Genomic DNA, 16,289 nt, shown 5'->3' with positions numbered 1-16,289 from the left:
GAAAGGATTTGTGTGATGGAAAAGATGAATCTCAGTGAAAGTGTTTGGAATAAACGCTTCACCTCATTATTCATATCAAGACTCATTAAAAACACAGGAGAAAGTTTTGCTTTTACATCCGTCCTTTGGCTATTGATTTTAAGAGGGGATGGAGCGCTCGGTACAGGACTTCTTCTAGCAGTAACGGTTCTCCCTTCATCTTTGTTAGCCCCAATTTTAGGACCTCTTATGAAAAAGCACCATTTGTCTAAATGGATGTTCGCTTCAGATGTTGTTCGAGCAACAATTGTACTCATTATTCCACTTCTGCACTTTTCGCATCTATTGCCTCTATGGTTATTGATCTCATTAATGGTTATTCAATCGGCAACAGGTGCAGCGTATAATCCAGCTTCTGTGGCCATCTTGCCGCAGATTGTTCCAAAGCATCTCATTCAAAAAGCAAATGCGATCCTGCAATCTTCTTTTGAGATTGTCGCACTTGCAGCAGTCATGGTGGCTGGTCTTTTGGTTAAATTAATTGGACCTGCTGATACCTTGCTGATCACCACTGCTTTATTTGTCATTTCTGGCCTGTTTATTATCGGGGTCAAACTAAAGAAAACCGATGAACAAAAAGCAGCAGGCATTAAACAAGCGAAGAATACATATTTTTATAACCTAAAAAGAGGGTTTCTCGTTGTCAAAAACCATCACATTTTATTTGCGCTCACGCTCTATTGTATCTTAATGAATGTCGCAGCAGCTCCGTGGCAGGCACTATCAGCGGTATACGTAGCAGAAGCACTGCAAAGCGACTCCATGGTGTATTCCATTTTAAGAGGCGTTGCCGCAGTTGGTGCGTTTATGATGGGCTTTGCTCTGGCAAAGGTGAAAATTAAGAGATTTGGTTTGTTCTTTATTGTCGCCGGCATGATTGAAGGGGCTGCGTTCTTTATGACAGGGATGAGTACATGGCTGCCAGTCGTTCTGCTTGCTTCCTTTATTTTTGGAGCTGCTGTCAGTGCGATCAATGTACCGGAAATGGTCATTATTCAAACGTCTGTTGACCAAGAGGATCAGCCGCAAGTATATGCTGTGATCAACGCATCATCAAATGTCTTTCTCCCGCTTGCAGCTGTCGTATCAGGCGTCCTCGCAGAAAGATTTGGAGCGGGACCTGTCATTGCCGGCGGAGGAATCCTTGAGATATTATCAGGTATCGCGATCTTCCTGTTTACAGGGCTTGCGAAAAGCCATTTGACTCAAGAAAAACAGAAGTCTGAAACCGTCGATGTGTAAACAATAAAAACCCCCTGTATGTTGAAGGCAGGGGGTTTTAGCGTGCCGCTTTTCAATCAAGCTGAAAAAGAAAAAAGAGCTAAACATCAATTTAGCTCTTTTTCACAAGTCATATTAAGAGTGTTTTGTTGAACTTTCCGTTTCTTTCATTGGACTTACTTCAGCAAAGATGAATAAAATAACCGTAAACACAACTGCAAGAATGGAAGTCAGCGTAAAATCATAAGCAGCTCCATTCATAGAGGCAACGATGTAACCAGCCATATGTGTCAGCAGAAAAGTCCAAATGAGGGTGATAATATAATGCATAATCCCACCGTCCTTTATGTAACAATCTATTGATTATCATACCATAGATGCAAGTGAAGGGAAAAGACTGTTTTCCGCCTTTATGTGACCATTTTGAGACCTTCTGCTATAAAAATAAAAAGAATTCTTCTGTCTTTAGGGGATTTCCTTATTCCTACAAGAGTTGTTGTTCATATCATAGAAAGCAGAATCACTGAAAGGAGGCTGGCCATATGGGTGTAAGCGAACGTTTTTTTCAGCTTGGTTCCCAGTGGAACATCATTCACCTTCCTCAAAAACCAAATGGCTTTGGCATTCTAATCCTCGGTGACCGAAATCACTTTGTGCAGGAAAATACATCATTCTGGCTTCAGCATTATGGAAGAAACCAGCTTTTAACTGCCTTAAAGGATGAAGGATATACATTGTTTAATAGTCATCTTCATGGGAATCACTGGGGATGCGAAGATGCTGTCTTTAGTGCTAAGCAGCTTGTGCATCACACACTAAAACACGAAATATTAAACCGGGAAATTCATGTGCTCGCAGAGGGAATGGGCGCCCTTGTTGCCATGAGCCTTGCTGAGGAGATGCCTGAAGTGCTAAGGTCCATTGCGATGGTGAATCCATGTCTTAATCTGGGTGCACAACGAGTAAGAGAAAAGGAACACAAATTTTTTTATAAGCAGCTGATCAAAGAGTTAGCAGAGAGCTATGGCTGCTCTGAAAAGGAAGCTGAAACGTATCCACTGCCTTCTTGCCCTGTTCATTCTGCTCATGTACCGATTCATATATGGCAAAGACTAAACGGCGCACCTTATGCATATGAACTTCACGCAAAGCCTTTTATTGATCAGCATATGAAAAATCCAGAACATTGTCAGATTGATCTCACGCTGCATATGTTTGATCATCCGAGAAGAATCTTTCAATCCATTCACAAGTTTTATAAATCGCATGAAAGAGAATTGTGATGAATAGGATGATAACAGCCCTTCATAGAAAGGGCTCTTCTTTTTATTCGATATTAAAAAAGGGGACATGAACATGGAAACAGGACTGATCATAGGGGCAGATGAGTTTTTTGGCCTGACACTTTGTGAATATATGATGAAAGAGGGCATTCAAGTGGATATCTCGCGTCCTCATGATCTGAAAGAAGAACAAAAGGGACTGTTAGAAGAGCGGATGATGTGGCTAGGCAGAAATGATCTCGTTCGAGTCATTGACCTTCAAGATAGCAAAGACACGTATGACCTCATTTTTATTCAGTCAGAGGAACCGCATAACAGGCAGGAAGACATCAAAGCAACACATGGCATGTACCGGATTCTTTATGAAAAACCTGAACACGAATCAGCGAAACAGAATGTACCGGCAGTTATTCTTCCTCGCATGTTCGGGCCATGGACACTCAATGAAGATCAAACAAAGCGTGCGGATTCACTTTTTGTAGAAGATGTGGCAAAGGACTTGTTACAATGGGCATTTGAAACAGATCAAAGACAGGACATGACGTATGAATTGAAGGTAGAAAGTCAAACAGATGACAAACAGGCAGAAGACATGATTGCTGAATGGAAAAGACAAAACTCAACATTTTTCGACAAAAAGCAAGAATGATCTTCCATCTTATCTTTTTTCAGTATAAAATAAACCTATATTTAACATACAGGTTCATCACTGCATGTTGCAAAAGGGAGTTGAACATGGCATGAAGTACCAGCGGCTTGTCATGATCTTTTCGTTCCTTCTTCTATTATCTGCCTGCTCGCAGGCTCCTTTAAAAGGAAAAATTGAGAAGGTGGGTTTACTCGTCCCCGATACGATTAATGATCAAGTTTGGGGAACGAAAGGTTATAAAGGCTTATTAAGTATCCAATCAACATTTGGTGTAGATGTTTATTATAAGGAAGGAATGGTCGACAAGGAGAAAATCGTTGATGCCATTGAAGAATTCCATAAAAAAGGAGTCAATTTGATTATTGGCCATGGCAATGAATACAGTGAAATTTTCAACTTGATCAGTGAAGATTATCCAAACATACAATTTATTACGGTCAATGGAAACAAGCCTCAGGCGGACAATGTCACAAACGTGACGTTTAAAGGTGAAGCGATGGGCTTTTTCGGAGGCATGACAGCTGCACATATGTCAAAAACAAAAAAGATTGGTATTCTTGCTACATATGATTGGCAAAGTGAAGTAGACGGCTTTATCAAAGGGGCAAAATATCAAGATGAACATGTACAAGTGTTAGCGGAGTTTGTTGAAAACTGGGATGATGCTGATAAAGCGGTGGAGCTCTATCAAAAATTAAAAAAGCAGGGCGTAGATGTTGTGTATCCAGCAGGTGATGGTTATAATATCCCTGTCATTGAACAAATCAAAGCCGATAATTTATCAGCGATCGGGTATGTCACCGATCAATCCAACCTCGGCAGCCATACGGTTTTAACGAGCACTGTACAGCATGTTGATAAAGCGTACAGTATCATTGCAAAGAAGTTTAATGAAGGCAAGCTAAATGAACAAGGTGAATACTCCTTTGATTTTAAAGAAGGAGTGATCGAAATGGGGAAATTTAGCTCCACCATTGACGACGCTTTTGTGAAAGATATTGAAAGTGATATTGCGTCTTACAAAAAAACAGGCAAACTGCCAAATGAAAAGTGAGGAGACGACGACATGCAGCACGAAAAATCGATGGAATTTTTACAAATTGCCATGAAGTATTTTCCGCAGGCGAAGGAAGAGTTAGATAAAGCAGGGATTCAGCTTGAGCCTGAAGCACTTCAGCCGCTTCTAACATTATTTACATCTGTCATGCAGGAAGCATACGAGCTTGGAAAAGCGGATGCAGAATCAGAAAAAGCCACAGAATAGTGGCTTTTTTTTATGATAATTTTTTCTTAAAAGCACTAATCATAGGACCAACATCTTTAAACACAGGCTTCAGCTCATCAATGGAGTTCATAATGTTCCCAATTTGATTCATGACATGCATGTAGTCAATTGAATCACCACTTGAAGATGTCTCCACGCGTTCCTCCTTTGCTTCTGTCTTGCTTTTCTCTTTTTCAATCGGCTGTCCAAACATCATTGCTGAGAAAACATCTTTTTGCGCCATATCACATGTTCCTTTCTACTATTGGTATATATCATTAATCTATGAAAAAAGTGAGAGGAAAGGTTAGACGTTTGTATTGCCAAGAAGAAAAAAATAAGGTAAAATTAGTACCAGATACTAATATAAGATCACAATATCACATGCTCGTATGAGTAAAAGGAGTCTTATTCAATGAATGCTGGAATTATTGGCCTTGGCCGCTATATACCTGAAAAAGTATTAACAAATCATGATTTAGAAAAAATGGTTGAAACTTCTGACGAGTGGATTCGTACTAGAACAGGTATAGAAGAAAGAAGAATTGCATCTGATGATGTCAATACATCTCATATGGCGCTTGCTGCTGCAAAAAAAGCATTAGCTGAAGCAGATGTGGCTGCAGAAGATATCGATATGATTCTTGTGGCGACAGTCACGCCAGATCAAGCATTTCCGACAGTCGCTTGTATGATTCAAGAACAGCTCGGTGCACATAAAGCATGTGCAATGGATATTAGCGCTGCGTGTGCTGGCTTTATGTATGGGCTTGTTACTGGAAAACAATTTATCGAATCAGGAACTTACAAACACGTGCTTGTTGTCGGTGTAGAAAAGCTTTCTCGCATTACCGACTGGGATGACCGCAATACAGCTGTTTTGTTTGGAGATGGAGCTGGAGCTGCTGTGCTGGGAGAAGTCAGCGAAGGCAAAGGAATTCTATCATTTGAACTTGGAGCAGATGGAAGAGGCGGGAAGCACTTGTACTTAGATGAAAAAGATCATACAATCATGAATGGACGAGAAGTATTTAAATTTGCTGTAAGACAAATGGGCGAGTCAAGTGTAAACGTCATTGAAAAAGCTGGACTATCAAAAGAAGACGTTGATTTCTTGATCCCGCATCAAGCAAATATTCGCATTATGGAAGCAGCACGCGAACGCTTAGAGCTTCCAGTTGAAAAAATGTCGAAGACTGTCCATAAATATGGAAACACATCAGCAGCTTCTATTCCAATTTCACTATGTGAAGAAATCGAAGCCGGAAAAATTCATGACGGCGATGTGATTGTAATGGTTGGTTTTGGTGGCGGATTAACTTGGGGCGCAATCGCTATGCGATGGGGCCGATAAAAGAGTGGGGTGCACAAATTAATGGATAAGAAACGAGTAGTTGTTACAGGATTAGGTGCTTTGACACCACTTGGCAACGATGTAGAGTCAACATGGAAAAATGCTTTAGCGGGTGTATCAGGGGTTGGGCCGATCACACGTGTCGATTCAAGTGAATATACCGCAAAAGTAGCTGCAGAACTAAAAGATTTTAACATTGAAGATTACATGGAGAAAAAAGAAGCGCGAAAAATGGCACGCTTTACGCAATATGCAGTCGTTGCTGCTCAAAAGGCGCTGGAAGATTCACGTCTTGAAATCACAGATGAAATCGCACCGCGTGTTGGTGTATGGGTTGGGTCTGGTATTGGCGGACTTGAAACATTTGAAGAGCAGTTCGAAGTGTATTCAAATAAAGGGGCAAGACGCGTAAGTCCATTCTTCGTCCCAATGATGATTCCTGATATGGCGACAGGTCAAATCTCTATTGCACTTGGCGCAAAAGGGGTTAACTCTTGTACAGTGACAGCATGTGCAACAGGTACAAACTCAATTGGTGATGCATTTAAAGTCATTCAGCGCGGAGATGCAGATGCGATGATCACGGGCGGAACAGAAGCTCCGTTAACAAAAATGTCGTTTGCAGGCTTCTGTGCGAACAAAGCCCTTTCGACAAATCCTGATCCAAAAACAGCAAGCCGTCCATTTGACAAAAACCGTGACGGATTTGTCATGGGTGAGGGTGCAGGGATTATTGTTCTTGAAGAACTTGAGCATGCGTTAAAACGTGGTGCGACCATTTATGCAGAAATCGTTGGTTATGGTTCAACTGGTGATGCCTACCATATTACAGCACCAGCTCCAAACGGTGAAGGCGGCGTCCGTGCAATGAAAGAAGCGATTCGAGATGCAGGTTTGTCTGTGGAAGACATTGATTATATCAATGCCCACGGTACAAGCACACCTTACAATGATAAATTTGAAACAATGGCGATTAAAGAAGTGTTCGGAGAGCATGCGAACCAGCTTGCGATCAGTTCGACAAAATCAATGACAGGTCACTTACTTGGCGCAGCAGGCGGAGTAGAAGCGATTTTCTCTGTTCTTGCGATTAAAGACAGCGTCCTTCCTCCAACCATTAATCTTGAAACACCGGATGAAGAATGTGATCTTGATTATGTAGCAAATGAAGCACGTTCAAAAGAAGTACAAGTGGCTTTAAGTAACTCACTTGGTTTTGGCGGGCATAATGCGACAATTATTTTCAAAAAATACGAAGCGTAATACTTCCTGAGAAAGCGGCGATCGATAAACAGATCGCCGCTTTTTTGCATATGATGAAAATGGAGGTGTTCAGCGGTATGGGTCTGATCAATACACAATATCTCATTCATCAATCATCATCATTTCAGGAGCTTGCGGCGCGCTTTGTTCCTTATTTTAAAGGGGCTGAGGAAAAAGAATGGTCGTCTATCCTCGCTCACCTGCAGCATCACGGGATGGTTCGGTCTTGGAGCTCGTGCAAAGACATGATCGACAAGCTCAAGGAAAAAGGGTACTTCAAACTTGTCATGAAAGAATATCAAACGCTTCAAAAACAGTGGGAAGGTCCAGACATTCCTGTGTTTATTTTGCCTGTCAACGAGAGCAGCAGAGAAATCAGAGAGCAATTTTATTATCAATCCGGCATGGCATTTGATGACAAGGTCTTTCTTTTTTTGTCTCCAAATACCCCGAAGGAGCGAATCGGTACATTGCTGACTCATGAATATCACCATGTATGCAGGCTGCATTTTCTCTCAAAAGAAGAAAAAGACTTTACATTCCTCGATACAATCATGATGGAGGGGCTCGCTGAATATGCTGTGTATCATAGATATGGAGAAAGCTATACAGCGAAATGGACCACCTTCTATAGCGAAGCTCAGCTTCAGCGCATGTACAAGAAATGGGTATCTGGTCATCTAGATCAAAAAGTCCAGGACGACGAAAGGCTGATACAGAATCTTCTTTATGGAAAAGGGAACTACCCTAAAATGCTTGGTTACGCCACTGGGTTTTATATCGTGAAAAAGTATTTCAATGAGCACCGAATCAGCGAGGAGTCGATGATTGCAGAGCCAGCAGAAACTTTTTTAAAGGCGATAGAATCGCAAAGTGAATAATTCGCATAAAAAGAGACATATTACAAATTTACTAAATACTTCTTGATTTCGTCATGACGATGTAATAATATACAAATAATTCTTTTTATTTTAAAAAGACGGAATATTCAGGTTCAATTCTATTGATCTATGAAGAAAGGGGCGAATGAATGAGCACGCTGCTTGAAGTGCAAAACTTAAAAACTTATTTTTTTCGAAAAAAGGAACCGATACCTGCTGTTGATGGCGTTGATTTCAGCATCAATAGAGGAGAAACTGTCGCATTAGTCGGTGAGTCTGGGTCTGGCAAAAGCATTACGTCCTTATCCATTATGGGTCTGATTCATGGAACAGGCGGGAAAATTATGGATGGTTCCATCAAACTTGATGGAAAGGACCTTGTTACATATAGTGAAAAGGAATTATGCAGCATCCGCGGTAATGATGTATCTATGATCTTTCAGGAACCCATGACCTCACTAAATCCCGTCTTAACCATCGGAGAACAAATAACAGAAATCCTCATCTATCACAAAAAACTTTCAAAAAAAGAAGCGGTCAAAAAAGCGGTTGATCTGCTGAAGCTTGTTGGTTTTTCCCGTCCGGAGCAAATCATCAAAGATTATCCGCACCGTTTATCAGGCGGCATGCGGCAAAGAGTGATGATTGCCATTGCGCTAAGCTGTGATCCGAAGCTTCTCATTGCAGATGAACCGACAACTGCCCTAGATGTAACCATTCAAGCCCAGGTACTCACATTAATGAAAGATTTATGCTCTACCTTTGGTACATCTATTCTTCTTATCACACATGATTTAGGCGTCGTATCTGAAGTTGCAGATCGAGTGATTGTCATGTACTGCGGACAGGTTGTTGAAAATGGGACCGTCGAAGAATTGTTTGAACAGCCGCTTCATCCTTATACAGAAGGGCTGCTTGAATCAATTCCTGTCATTGACGGAGACATACAGCCGTTAACAGCGATCAAAGGGAATGTTCCTGCGCCAGATCAGCTTCCAGCCGGCTGCCGCTTTGCTCCTAGATGTCCGCAAGTGAAGGAACGCTGCTTGGGAGAACTGCCTAAGCTGAGAACATTTGAAGATGGCAGAAGCGTCAGATGTTTCTTATATGAGGAGGCAGACCAAACATGACCCTTGCTCAAAATCAATCACAAATAACGGAATTACCAGAGAAAGAAACGATCCTTGAACTGAAACAGATTCGAAAACATTTTCCGATTAAAGCGGGCGTCTTTCAGAAGAAAGTCGGTGCAGTGAAAGCTGTTGACGGCATAGACTTGAAGATTTATAAAGGTGAAACGTTAGGCATTGTCGGTGAGTCAGGATGCGGGAAATCCACATTAGGCCGGACAATGATCCGCCTATATGAACCAACTGACGGTCAAATCTTTTTTAAAGGGCAAGACATCACGCGCGTATCAGAATCAAAACTAAGACAATCTACACGAAAAAACATCCAAATGGTTTTTCAAGATCCCTTTGCATCACTCAACCCTAGAAAAACACTTCGAAGCATCATCAAAGAACCCTACAAAACACATCACTTATATTCCTTAAAAGAAAGAAATGAAAAAGTAGAACAGCTTTTATCAAAGGTAGGTCTTCATCCAAGTTTTGCGAACCGATATCCCCATGAATTTTCAGGCGGGCAGAGGCAGCGAATCGGCATCGCTCGTGCGCTTGCCATGAATCCCGACATGATCATCGCAGATGAGCCTGTATCAGCACTTGATGTATCCATTCAGGCGCAGGTCATTAATCTGATGGAGGGGCTTCAGGAGGAATTTAGTCTTACCTATCTATTTATCTCTCACGATTTAAGTGTGGTCAGGCATATTAGCGATAGAGTCGGTGTCATGTATCTCGGCAAAATGATGGAGCTTGCCGATAAGCACAGTCTGTACGACGAACCGCTCCATCCGTATACACAGGCTCTGCTTTCTTCTGTTCCCGTCACCCGTAAAAAAGGGCAGGCGAAAAGAGAACGCATTATGCTGCAAGGTGACCTGCCGAGTCCTGCGAATCCGCCAAAAGGCTGCGTATTTCACACAAGATGCCCACATGCGAAAGAAATCTGTAAAGAAAAAGTACCTGCATTTCAAGAATTAAAAACGAACCACTTTGTTGCCTGCCACCTCTACAACGCTTGATCAAGCTTGTATGATCTCATCTTTGAGAGGGGGGATGACACAGGATTCTGTCATTATTTTTAAAAAAGAATAGGGGGAATTGTCTATGAAAGGTAGAAATAGAAAGTCCATTTTGGTCAGTTTACTGCTGATTTTTACATTAATCCTTGCTGCTTGTTCTGGTGGAAATAAAACGTCTGGAGACAGTGAAAAGAAATCCACTGGTAAACCTGTACAAGGCGGAGATCTTGTCATCGGCTCCATTGCAGAGCCAACATTATTTAACTCGCTGTATTCTACAGATGTGGCAAGCTCTGATATTGAGGAAAGAATCTACAGCTTCTTACTTCAAACAGATGGAAAGCTCAACCCTCAGCTATCGCTGGCAGAGGATATTAAAGAATCTGATGACGGCAAGCAGTTTGATGTCACCATTAGAAAAGGTGTGAAGTTTCATGATGGTGAAGAACTGACTGCTGATGATGTTGTGTTTACATACAGCATTCCAATCAATAAGGACTACAATGGGGAGCGCGGATCAGGCTTTGAAGTATTAGAGTCTGTTAAGAAGACAGGGGACTACTCGATCGAATTCAAGCTCAATAAAAAGGATCCTTATTTTTATAATGTCACATTAGGAAGCTATGGTATTTTACCTAAGCATATTTTAGGTGATGTGCCTGTAAAAGATCTCGGTGAAAACGAATTTAACCGAAAAAAACCAATCGGTTCAGGTCCATTTAAATTTGCAGAATGGAAAGAAGGAGACTACGTCAAACTAGAAGCCTTTGACGATTATTGGGATGGACGCCCATACCTTGATACCGTCACGATTAAAACGATTCCTGATCAAAATGCAGCCATTGCTCAGCTGTCAGCAGGCGATATTGATTTCTTTGCTGTACCAGGAGCGGAGCTGCAAACAGCTGAAAAAGTCAGCAACATTAAAATTGAATCTGACTTAGGCCTGAATTATTCATACATTGGCTGGAACCAGAAAAATGAACTTTTTAAGAGTAAAAAAGTCCGCCAAGCGCTGACGCATGCCATTGATCGTCAAACGATTGTTGACCAAGTGCTAGATGGAGACGGCAAAGTAGCCAACATTCCAGAAAGTCCGCTGTCCTGGAACTATCCAAAGGATGAAAGTGTTCCAGTGTTTGAATTTGATCAAGAAAAAGCGAAAAAGATGCTGAAAGAAGAGGGCTGGGAGGATACAGATGGAGACGGCTATCTTGATAAGGATGGCAAGAAATTCTCCTTTGTCATAAAGACCAACCAAGGAAATAAAGTTCGCGAGGATATCGCTGTCGTTGTCCAGCAGCAGCTCAAAGAAATTGGTGTGGAAGCGAAGCCGCAAATTGTGGAATTCAGTGCACTCATTGAGCAGACGACACCGCCTAAATGGGATTATGATGCGCTGCTGCTCGGCTGGAGCCTTGCGACATTCCCTGATCAATTCAGCATCTTCCACTCAAGCCAGTCTGAAAAAGGCTTAAATAACATCTGGTATAAAAATAAAGAGGTCGATAAGCTGTTAGTTGATGCTAAAAAATTAAGCGACCGAAAAGAATATTCAAAGGCGTATGAAAAAATTTATAAACTGATCGCAGAAGATCAGCCGTATACGTTCCTTTATTATGCCAACTCACATCGCGCTATGCCATCTAATCTCCAAGGCTACTCTTACCACCCGAAAGATGAGTATTACAAAATCGAAAAATGGTGGCTTGAACAGTAGACTGCTAGTGAAGAAGGGGAGAATTCTCCCCTTTCACCGTGAGAACAATCCCTTGCATTCGGTGCCAGTTCTTTGCGGGTGCTAAAAAGATCATTTTGTTCGCTCCGCATCAGCACGAGGATTCAAGGGTTTTCATATCACGCTGAAAAGAAGACAAAAGGCTAAAATAACATCATTTTGGCCTTTTTTTCACAGAATGGCGATCCGATGAAAAAGGAGTTGTGCATATGGTTACATATATCATTAGAAGGACATTGCTCTCGATTCCCATCTTATTGGGGATTACCATTTTGTCCTTTGCCATAATGAAAGCAGCACCAGGCGATCCGATGTCACTCATGATGGACCCTACCATTAGTGCGGCAGACCGGGAAGCCTTTATTGATAAGTACGGCTTGAACGATCCTGAATATGTGCAATATATGAAATGGCTTGGCAATATGCTTCAAGGTGACTTTGGCACATCCATTGTCAAAAAGGGAACGCCCGTGGCTGATTTGATCTTTGCCCGGCTGCCAAATACCCTCATCCTCATGATCTTTTCTACATTAGTTGCCCTGCTGATCGCCATCCCATTTGGTGTTCTTTCAGCAAAACGCCCGTATACAAAGCTTGACTATGGCATTACGGTTACATCTTTTATCGGACTGGCTATTCCAAACTTTTGGTTTGGCCTCATCCTCATTATGGTTTTATCCGTGAACTTAGGGTGGTTTCCAACTGGCGGAGTCTCTACCTTGAATGCCGATTTTAATGTGTTTGACCGGCTCCATCACATCATTTTACCAGCCTTTGTTTTAGCAACGGCTGATATGGCGGGGCTGACCCGGTACACAAGGTCGAGTATGCTTGATGTCATGAGACAGGATTACATTCGCACAGCAAGAGCGAAAGGCTTTAGAGAAAACAAAGTCATTTTTAAGCATGGTTTAAGAAACGGTCTTATGCCTGTCATAACGATTTTCGGATTGATGATACCATCCTTTATTGGCGGCGCAGTCGTGGTGGAACAAATCTTCACATGGCCTGGACTTGGAAAGCTGTTCATTGATTCTGCCTTTTCGAGAGATTATCCAGTCATTATGGCAATGACCGTTATCTCTGCAGTGCTTGTAGTGGTTGGAAATTTAATAGCGGATATTTTATATGCGATCGTTGATCCGCGTATTGAATATTAGAAGGGAGCTGAAGCACAATTGGCACAGCCTAATATGGGAACACCTCCTGTTGATATCAAATTAAAGGAGGGCCTTCCGCCAAAGCCAGAGACGATGCTGCGTTTGTTTTGTGAGAAATTTTTCAAAAATAAATTGGCGGTTGCCGGCTCTATGATCTTATTGATCATTATCTTTTCTGCCATTTTCGCTCCAGTGATCGCTCCATATGCACCAGAGCATCAAGATTTATTGAAGCGGCTTCAGCCGCCAAGTGCTGAGCATTTTATGGGTACTGACAAGTTTGGCCGCGATATTTTCTCAAGGGTGCTATATGGCGCGCGGGTCTCTTTATTGGTCGGTTTCGTCTCAGTGGTCGGTGCAATCACCATTGGCACTGTCGTTGGAGCGGTCGCGGGGTATTTCAAAGGGTTTGTTGATTCCTTGTTAATGAGGTTTGTGGATGTCGTGTTGTCGATTCCAGACATTTTTCTATTGATCACGCTCGTCACCATTTTCAAACCGGGCATTGATAAATTGATTTTAATCTTTGCTTTGACAGGCTGGACAACAACGGCCAGACTCATCCGCAGTGAATTCTTATCACTTCGAACAAGAGAATTCGTACTCGCAGCAAGAACCATTGGAACGAAAAATCATGTCATCATCTTTTCGCATATTTTACCGAACTGTATCGGTCCTATTATTGTGTCAGCTACATTAAAAGTAGGCTCCGTCATTTTAGCTGAATCAACGCTCAGCTACCTTGGCTTTGGTATTCAGCCGCCAACGGCAAGCTGGGGCAACATGCTCCAAGATGCACAAAATTTCTCGATTATGGTGCAAGCATGGTGGTATCCGCTTTTCCCAGGATTACTCATTTTACTGACTGTTTTATGCTTTAATTTTTTAGGAGATGGGCTGAGAGATGCGCTTGATCCTAAAAAACTGAAGTAAAGTTTAAAGGGGCTCTGCGTGCGCTCTCCGTTTCCTGAATGAAATAAAGACACGAAGCCATCATTCGCTCAGCTTGAAGTTTTGATAAAGTTGGAATAATTTCTCTATCCCTTGCCCATACTGTGGACAACAGTTTTTATAAAGTGAGGGATTGGTTATGTTATTTCTTCATGACGTATGGGTGAATTGGTTTGAAGGGGAAGAAAATGGCTACAATGTGTGTCATTTTCATGAGTGGCGCAAGGAGGACAGCGTTGAGCTGTTAGATCAAGTGCCTTTACTTAAGGTGCAGAGTCCTTTGTTTGATTACATAGAAAATGATCTTTCAGAGCTGCCGAAGACGCTGCTAGAGTCTGTATTTGAGAAATCATATATTCGAAAAAATCATGAACGCCGTAAATTAGAGTATTGCTTTGTGGTCACAGACGGCATACGAATCATTGCCGTGGATACGATTGGGTATTCCATACCTGTGAGAAAAAGCCGCTTGATCCCAAGGCAGGAGCAGTTGGTGTATGAAATGGTGAAAGATGTGAAGGCAGAGGAATATGAATTCTCTAAGGAAAGCCTTGAATCGACGAAGGAGTATCACATTCTATCACTGCCGCCGCAGCATATCAGCGGATTAACGAGAAAAGAAAGACAGCTGAAGCAGCTGATGTTTATGGCGCTCGATCAATTAAAAGGGCTCCAAAACAGGGCGGAAATTGCGTATTGGTATACGGAATGGAACCCGCGCATGTACAACCAAATCAAACGAATGTCATTCGAAGAGATTTGGAACATGCTTTACAATGAAACCATTGATGGATGGTCAGAGAATCATTTAGCCTTCTGTGAAAAAATGATTAAAGGACAGCCTTTTTTCGAAAAGCTTTGGGAAATGGAAAACGAATCAAAAGTAAATTAGAAAAAGCCTGCAGCAAGTGCTGCAAGCTTTTTTTATTTGCGTTTTCTGCCAAGACCCATCGCATTCTCCATTTTTTTCAGCATTTTGTTCGCTGCGCGGTTTGCTTTTTCAGCACCTTCGTCTAGAATACGGTCAAGCTCGTCTGATTCAATGAGTTCATAGTAACGATCTTGAATTGGTTTTAAAGCATCAACGACAACGTTCGCAAGATCTCCCTTAAACTCACCATACCCTTTGCCTTCATACTTTTGTTCAAGCTCTGCAATCGATATGTTGCCTAATACAGAATAAATTGTCAGCAAGTTGGCAATTCCAGGCTTGTTCTCTTTGTCATACTTGACGATGCCTTCTGAATCCGTCACAGCACTTTTGATTTTCTTTTCAAGCTGCTTTGGTTCATCCAATAAGGTAATGAAGGATTTTTGGTTCGGATCAGATTTGCTCATCTTTTTCGTTGGATCTGCTAAAGACATAATCCGCGCGCCTTCTTTTGGAATTTTCACTTCAGGTACAGTGAAGATGTCATTGTACTTTCGGTTAAAGCGTTCAGCAAGCGTTCTAGTCAATTCAAGATGCTGCTTTTGGTCTTCTCCAACAGGGACTAAATCAGTACCATATAATAAAATATCGCCAGCCATTAATGGGGGATACGTTAATAGGCCTGAAACAACGGCTTCCTTACCAGCGGATTTGTCCTTAAATTGGGTCATTCTTTCTAATTCCCCAATATAAGCAACACATTGCAGCATCCATCCTGCCTGGGCGTGAGCAGGTACCTCTGATTGGATAAACAATGTCGCCTTCTCTGGATCAAGTCCAACAGCTAAATAAAGAGCTGCTAAGCTTCTAATATTTTGGCGGAGAGCTAATCGGTCCTGACTCACCGTAATCGCATGCTGATCGACGACACAAAAATAGCCATTATAGTCATGCTGCAAATCGACAAATTGCTTCATTGCTCCAATATAGTTCCCTAATGTCACTGAACCGCTCGGCTGAATGCCTGAAAAAATTGTCTTCTTTGTCATACTAAAACCTCTTTTCTTCAATATAAAAAGGCCCACCCATCACTTTTCAACAGAAAAGGGACGAATGAACCGTGGTACCACCCTTGTTATTTCACATAGAAATCACTCAAGACGTTGATAACGGAGACTGCTCCGTCTAAGCCTACTCACTTTTTAGAAGTGTTCGGTTAGCTGCTCCAAAGCCCATTCCATACATGCCATTATCTGCTCACACCGGCCGCAGACTCTCTGTAAATGGTGAATATATGTACTCTTCTTTTTCATCGCAACAATATGTCTATCTATTATAAAGGATGACCATGAAAAAGTCACGAAGCCATTATGTGACCTTCTCATCATGCCTATTGACACTTAAAATTTTAGATAAAACACCAAATATCTGTCAGAATTTTTTAAAAAAGGATGATTAATTATATG

At 41.8% G+C, this 16,289-nt stretch carries 17 protein-coding genes and 1 other annotated feature; of the genes, 14 read left to right on the top strand and 3 right to left on the bottom strand.

All coding sequences use genetic code 11. The features are described 5' to 3' along the window. Positions 1-15 precede the first annotated feature (15 nt). Positions 16-1,281, top strand: a complete 1,266-nt coding sequence (locus JVX94_RS09005) for an MFS transporter (RefSeq protein ID WP_144470143.1) — start codon at positions 16-18, stop codon at positions 1,279-1,281. 114 nt (positions 1,282-1,395) lie between these two features. Here JVX94_RS09005 and JVX94_RS09000 read toward each other — a convergent pair whose 3' ends face one another. Then, the gene (locus tag JVX94_RS09000) at positions 1,396-1,590 is read right to left on the bottom strand and encodes a YjzD family protein (protein ID WP_003211779.1); all 195 of its coding nucleotides are present in this window, start codon (positions 1,588-1,590) and stop codon (positions 1,396-1,398) included. Positions 1,591-1,802: 212 nt separating this feature from the next. Here JVX94_RS09000 and JVX94_RS08995 point away from each other — a divergent pair, with 212 nt between their 5' ends. The 4 genes from JVX94_RS08995 to JVX94_RS08980 all read left to right on the top strand — a co-directional run bounded on the left by JVX94_RS08995 (position 1,803) and on the right by JVX94_RS08980 (position 4,456). Beyond that, positions 1,803-2,543, top strand: a complete 741-nt coding sequence (locus JVX94_RS08995) for a hypothetical protein (RefSeq protein ID WP_205185342.1) — start codon at positions 1,803-1,805, stop codon at positions 2,541-2,543. A 73-nt stretch (positions 2,544-2,616) separates the two neighbouring features. Then, the gene (locus JVX94_RS08990) at positions 2,617-3,192 is read left to right on the top strand and encodes a nad binding enzyme (protein ID WP_205185340.1); all 576 of its coding nucleotides are present in this window, start codon (positions 2,617-2,619) and stop codon (positions 3,190-3,192) included. A gap of 91 nt (positions 3,193-3,283) precedes the next feature. Continuing rightward, a complete protein-coding gene (locus JVX94_RS08985) occupies positions 3,284-4,246 on the top strand; it encodes a BMP family ABC transporter substrate-binding protein (RefSeq protein WP_048238469.1) in 963 nt (320 codons plus the stop codon). Positions 4,247-4,258: 12 nt separating this feature from the next. Next, positions 4,259-4,456: a ComZ family protein gene (locus JVX94_RS08980; protein WP_024425054.1), complete on the top strand. Its 198-nt coding sequence runs from the start codon at positions 4,259-4,261 to the stop codon at positions 4,454-4,456. Between the two features lie 10 nt (positions 4,457-4,466). On the opposite strand, the gene JVX94_RS08975 is transcribed toward JVX94_RS08980, so the two are convergent. Beyond that, positions 4,467-4,700, bottom strand: coding sequence for a hypothetical protein (locus tag JVX94_RS08975; RefSeq protein WP_144470147.1), 234 nt, complete (start codon positions 4,698-4,700; stop codon positions 4,467-4,469). Between the two features lie 171 nt (positions 4,701-4,871). Between JVX94_RS08975 and JVX94_RS08970 the strand changes: the two genes are divergently transcribed. The 9 genes from JVX94_RS08970 to JVX94_RS08930 all read left to right on the top strand — a co-directional run bounded on the left by JVX94_RS08970 (position 4,872) and on the right by JVX94_RS08930 (position 14,844). Then, entirely contained in the window at positions 4,872-5,810 is a 939-nt protein-coding gene (locus tag JVX94_RS08970) for a beta-ketoacyl-ACP synthase III (RefSeq protein WP_095408190.1), read from the top strand. A 21-nt stretch (positions 5,811-5,831) separates the two neighbouring features. Next, a complete protein-coding gene (gene fabF, locus JVX94_RS08965) occupies positions 5,832-7,073 on the top strand; it encodes a beta-ketoacyl-ACP synthase II (protein ID WP_034282078.1) in 1,242 nt (413 codons plus the stop codon). Between the two features lie 77 nt (positions 7,074-7,150). After that, on the top strand, positions 7,151-7,954 hold the full coding sequence (locus JVX94_RS08960) for a DUF2268 domain-containing putative Zn-dependent protease (RefSeq protein WP_095408191.1): 804 nt from the start codon (positions 7,151-7,153) through the stop codon (positions 7,952-7,954). 149 nt (positions 7,955-8,103) lie between these two features. Further along, positions 8,104-9,084 carry an ABC transporter ATP-binding protein gene (locus tag JVX94_RS08955; protein ID WP_205185338.1) on the top strand — a complete coding sequence of 327 codons (981 nt, stop codon included), beginning with the start codon at positions 8,104-8,106 and terminating at the stop codon, positions 9,082-9,084. Continuing rightward, positions 9,081-10,103: an ABC transporter ATP-binding protein gene (locus JVX94_RS08950; RefSeq protein WP_205185336.1), complete on the top strand. Its 1,023-nt coding sequence runs from the start codon at positions 9,081-9,083 to the stop codon at positions 10,101-10,103. Before JVX94_RS08955 ends, JVX94_RS08950 begins: the two co-directional genes overlap by 4 nt. Positions 10,104-10,188: 85 nt before the next feature. Beyond that, positions 10,189-11,823 (top strand): peptide-binding protein, encoded by a 1,635-nt coding sequence (locus JVX94_RS08945; protein WP_205185334.1) that lies wholly within the window; start codon positions 10,189-10,191, stop codon positions 11,821-11,823. 227 nt (positions 11,824-12,050) lie between these two features. Then, positions 12,051-13,001 carry an ABC transporter permease gene (locus JVX94_RS08940; RefSeq protein WP_034621771.1) on the top strand — a complete coding sequence of 317 codons (951 nt, stop codon included), beginning with the start codon at positions 12,051-12,053 and terminating at the stop codon, positions 12,999-13,001. Between the two features lie 33 nt (positions 13,002-13,034). Continuing rightward, a complete protein-coding gene (opp4C, locus tag JVX94_RS08935) occupies positions 13,035-13,934 on the top strand; it encodes an oligopeptide ABC transporter permease (RefSeq protein ID WP_144471498.1) in 900 nt (299 codons plus the stop codon). Between the two features lie 157 nt (positions 13,935-14,091). Continuing rightward, the gene (locus JVX94_RS08930) at positions 14,092-14,844 is read left to right on the top strand and encodes a YjbA family protein (RefSeq protein WP_048238479.1); all 753 of its coding nucleotides are present in this window, start codon (positions 14,092-14,094) and stop codon (positions 14,842-14,844) included. A gap of 32 nt (positions 14,845-14,876) precedes the next feature. On the opposite strand, the gene trpS is transcribed toward JVX94_RS08930, so the two are convergent. Next, positions 14,877-15,872, bottom strand: coding sequence for a tryptophan--tRNA ligase (gene trpS, locus JVX94_RS08925; RefSeq protein ID WP_048238480.1), 996 nt, complete (start codon positions 15,870-15,872; stop codon positions 14,877-14,879). 53 nt (positions 15,873-15,925) lie between these two features. Continuing rightward, positions 15,926-16,145: a binding site (T-box leader), on the bottom strand. Between the last annotated feature and the right edge of the window lie 144 nt (positions 16,146-16,289).

The organism is Bacillus sp. PDNC022 (assembly GCF_016919285.1).
In the GTDB taxonomy this organism is placed as follows: domain Bacteria; phylum Bacillota; class Bacilli; order Bacillales; family Bacillaceae; genus Bacillus; species Bacillus safensis.
The sequence above is the reverse complement of the archived record's forward strand: the minus strand, read 5'-3'. Positions and strand labels throughout refer to the sequence as shown.

What these genes read in the sequence shown, in the direction of transcription:
- JVX94_RS08945 (WP_205185334.1), top strand. Translation starts at nt 10,189, where the DNA reads ATGAAAGGTAGAAATAGAAAGTCCATTTTGGTCAGTTTACTGCTGATT.
- JVX94_RS08960 (WP_095408191.1), top strand. Translation starts at nt 7,151, where the DNA reads ATGGGTCTGATCAATACACAATATCTCATTCATCAATCATCATCATTT.
- JVX94_RS09000 (WP_003211779.1), bottom strand. Translation starts at nt 1,590, where the DNA reads ATGCATTATATTATCACCCTCATTTGGACTTTTCTGCTGACACATATG.
- JVX94_RS08995 (WP_205185342.1), top strand. Translation starts at nt 1,803, where the DNA reads ATGGGTGTAAGCGAACGTTTTTTTCAGCTTGGTTCCCAGTGGAACATC.
- JVX94_RS08940 (WP_034621771.1), top strand. Translation starts at nt 12,051, where the DNA reads ATGGTTACATATATCATTAGAAGGACATTGCTCTCGATTCCCATCTTA.
- JVX94_RS08975 (WP_144470147.1), bottom strand. Translation starts at nt 4,700, where the DNA reads ATGGCGCAAAAAGATGTTTTCTCAGCAATGATGTTTGGACAGCCGATT.
- fabF (WP_034282078.1), top strand. Translation starts at nt 5,832, where the DNA reads ATGGATAAGAAACGAGTAGTTGTTACAGGATTAGGTGCTTTGACACCA.
- JVX94_RS08980 (WP_024425054.1), top strand. Translation starts at nt 4,259, where the DNA reads ATGCAGCACGAAAAATCGATGGAATTTTTACAAATTGCCATGAAGTAT.
- JVX94_RS08950 (WP_205185336.1), top strand. Translation starts at nt 9,081, where the DNA reads ATGACCCTTGCTCAAAATCAATCACAAATAACGGAATTACCAGAGAAA.
- JVX94_RS08990 (WP_205185340.1), top strand. Translation starts at nt 2,617, where the DNA reads ATGGAAACAGGACTGATCATAGGGGCAGATGAGTTTTTTGGCCTGACA.
- JVX94_RS08970 (WP_095408190.1), top strand. Translation starts at nt 4,872, where the DNA reads ATGAATGCTGGAATTATTGGCCTTGGCCGCTATATACCTGAAAAAGTA.
- opp4C (WP_144471498.1), top strand. Translation starts at nt 13,035, where the DNA reads ATGGGAACACCTCCTGTTGATATCAAATTAAAGGAGGGCCTTCCGCCA.
- JVX94_RS09005 (WP_144470143.1), top strand. Translation starts at nt 16, where the DNA reads ATGGAAAAGATGAATCTCAGTGAAAGTGTTTGGAATAAACGCTTCACC.
- JVX94_RS08955 (WP_205185338.1), top strand. Translation starts at nt 8,104, where the DNA reads ATGAGCACGCTGCTTGAAGTGCAAAACTTAAAAACTTATTTTTTTCGA.
- JVX94_RS08985 (WP_048238469.1), top strand. Translation starts at nt 3,284, where the DNA reads ATGAAGTACCAGCGGCTTGTCATGATCTTTTCGTTCCTTCTTCTATTA.
- JVX94_RS08930 (WP_048238479.1), top strand. Translation starts at nt 14,092, where the DNA reads ATGTTATTTCTTCATGACGTATGGGTGAATTGGTTTGAAGGGGAAGAA.
- trpS (WP_048238480.1), bottom strand. Translation starts at nt 15,872, where the DNA reads ATGACAAAGAAGACAATTTTTTCAGGCATTCAGCCGAGCGGTTCAGTG.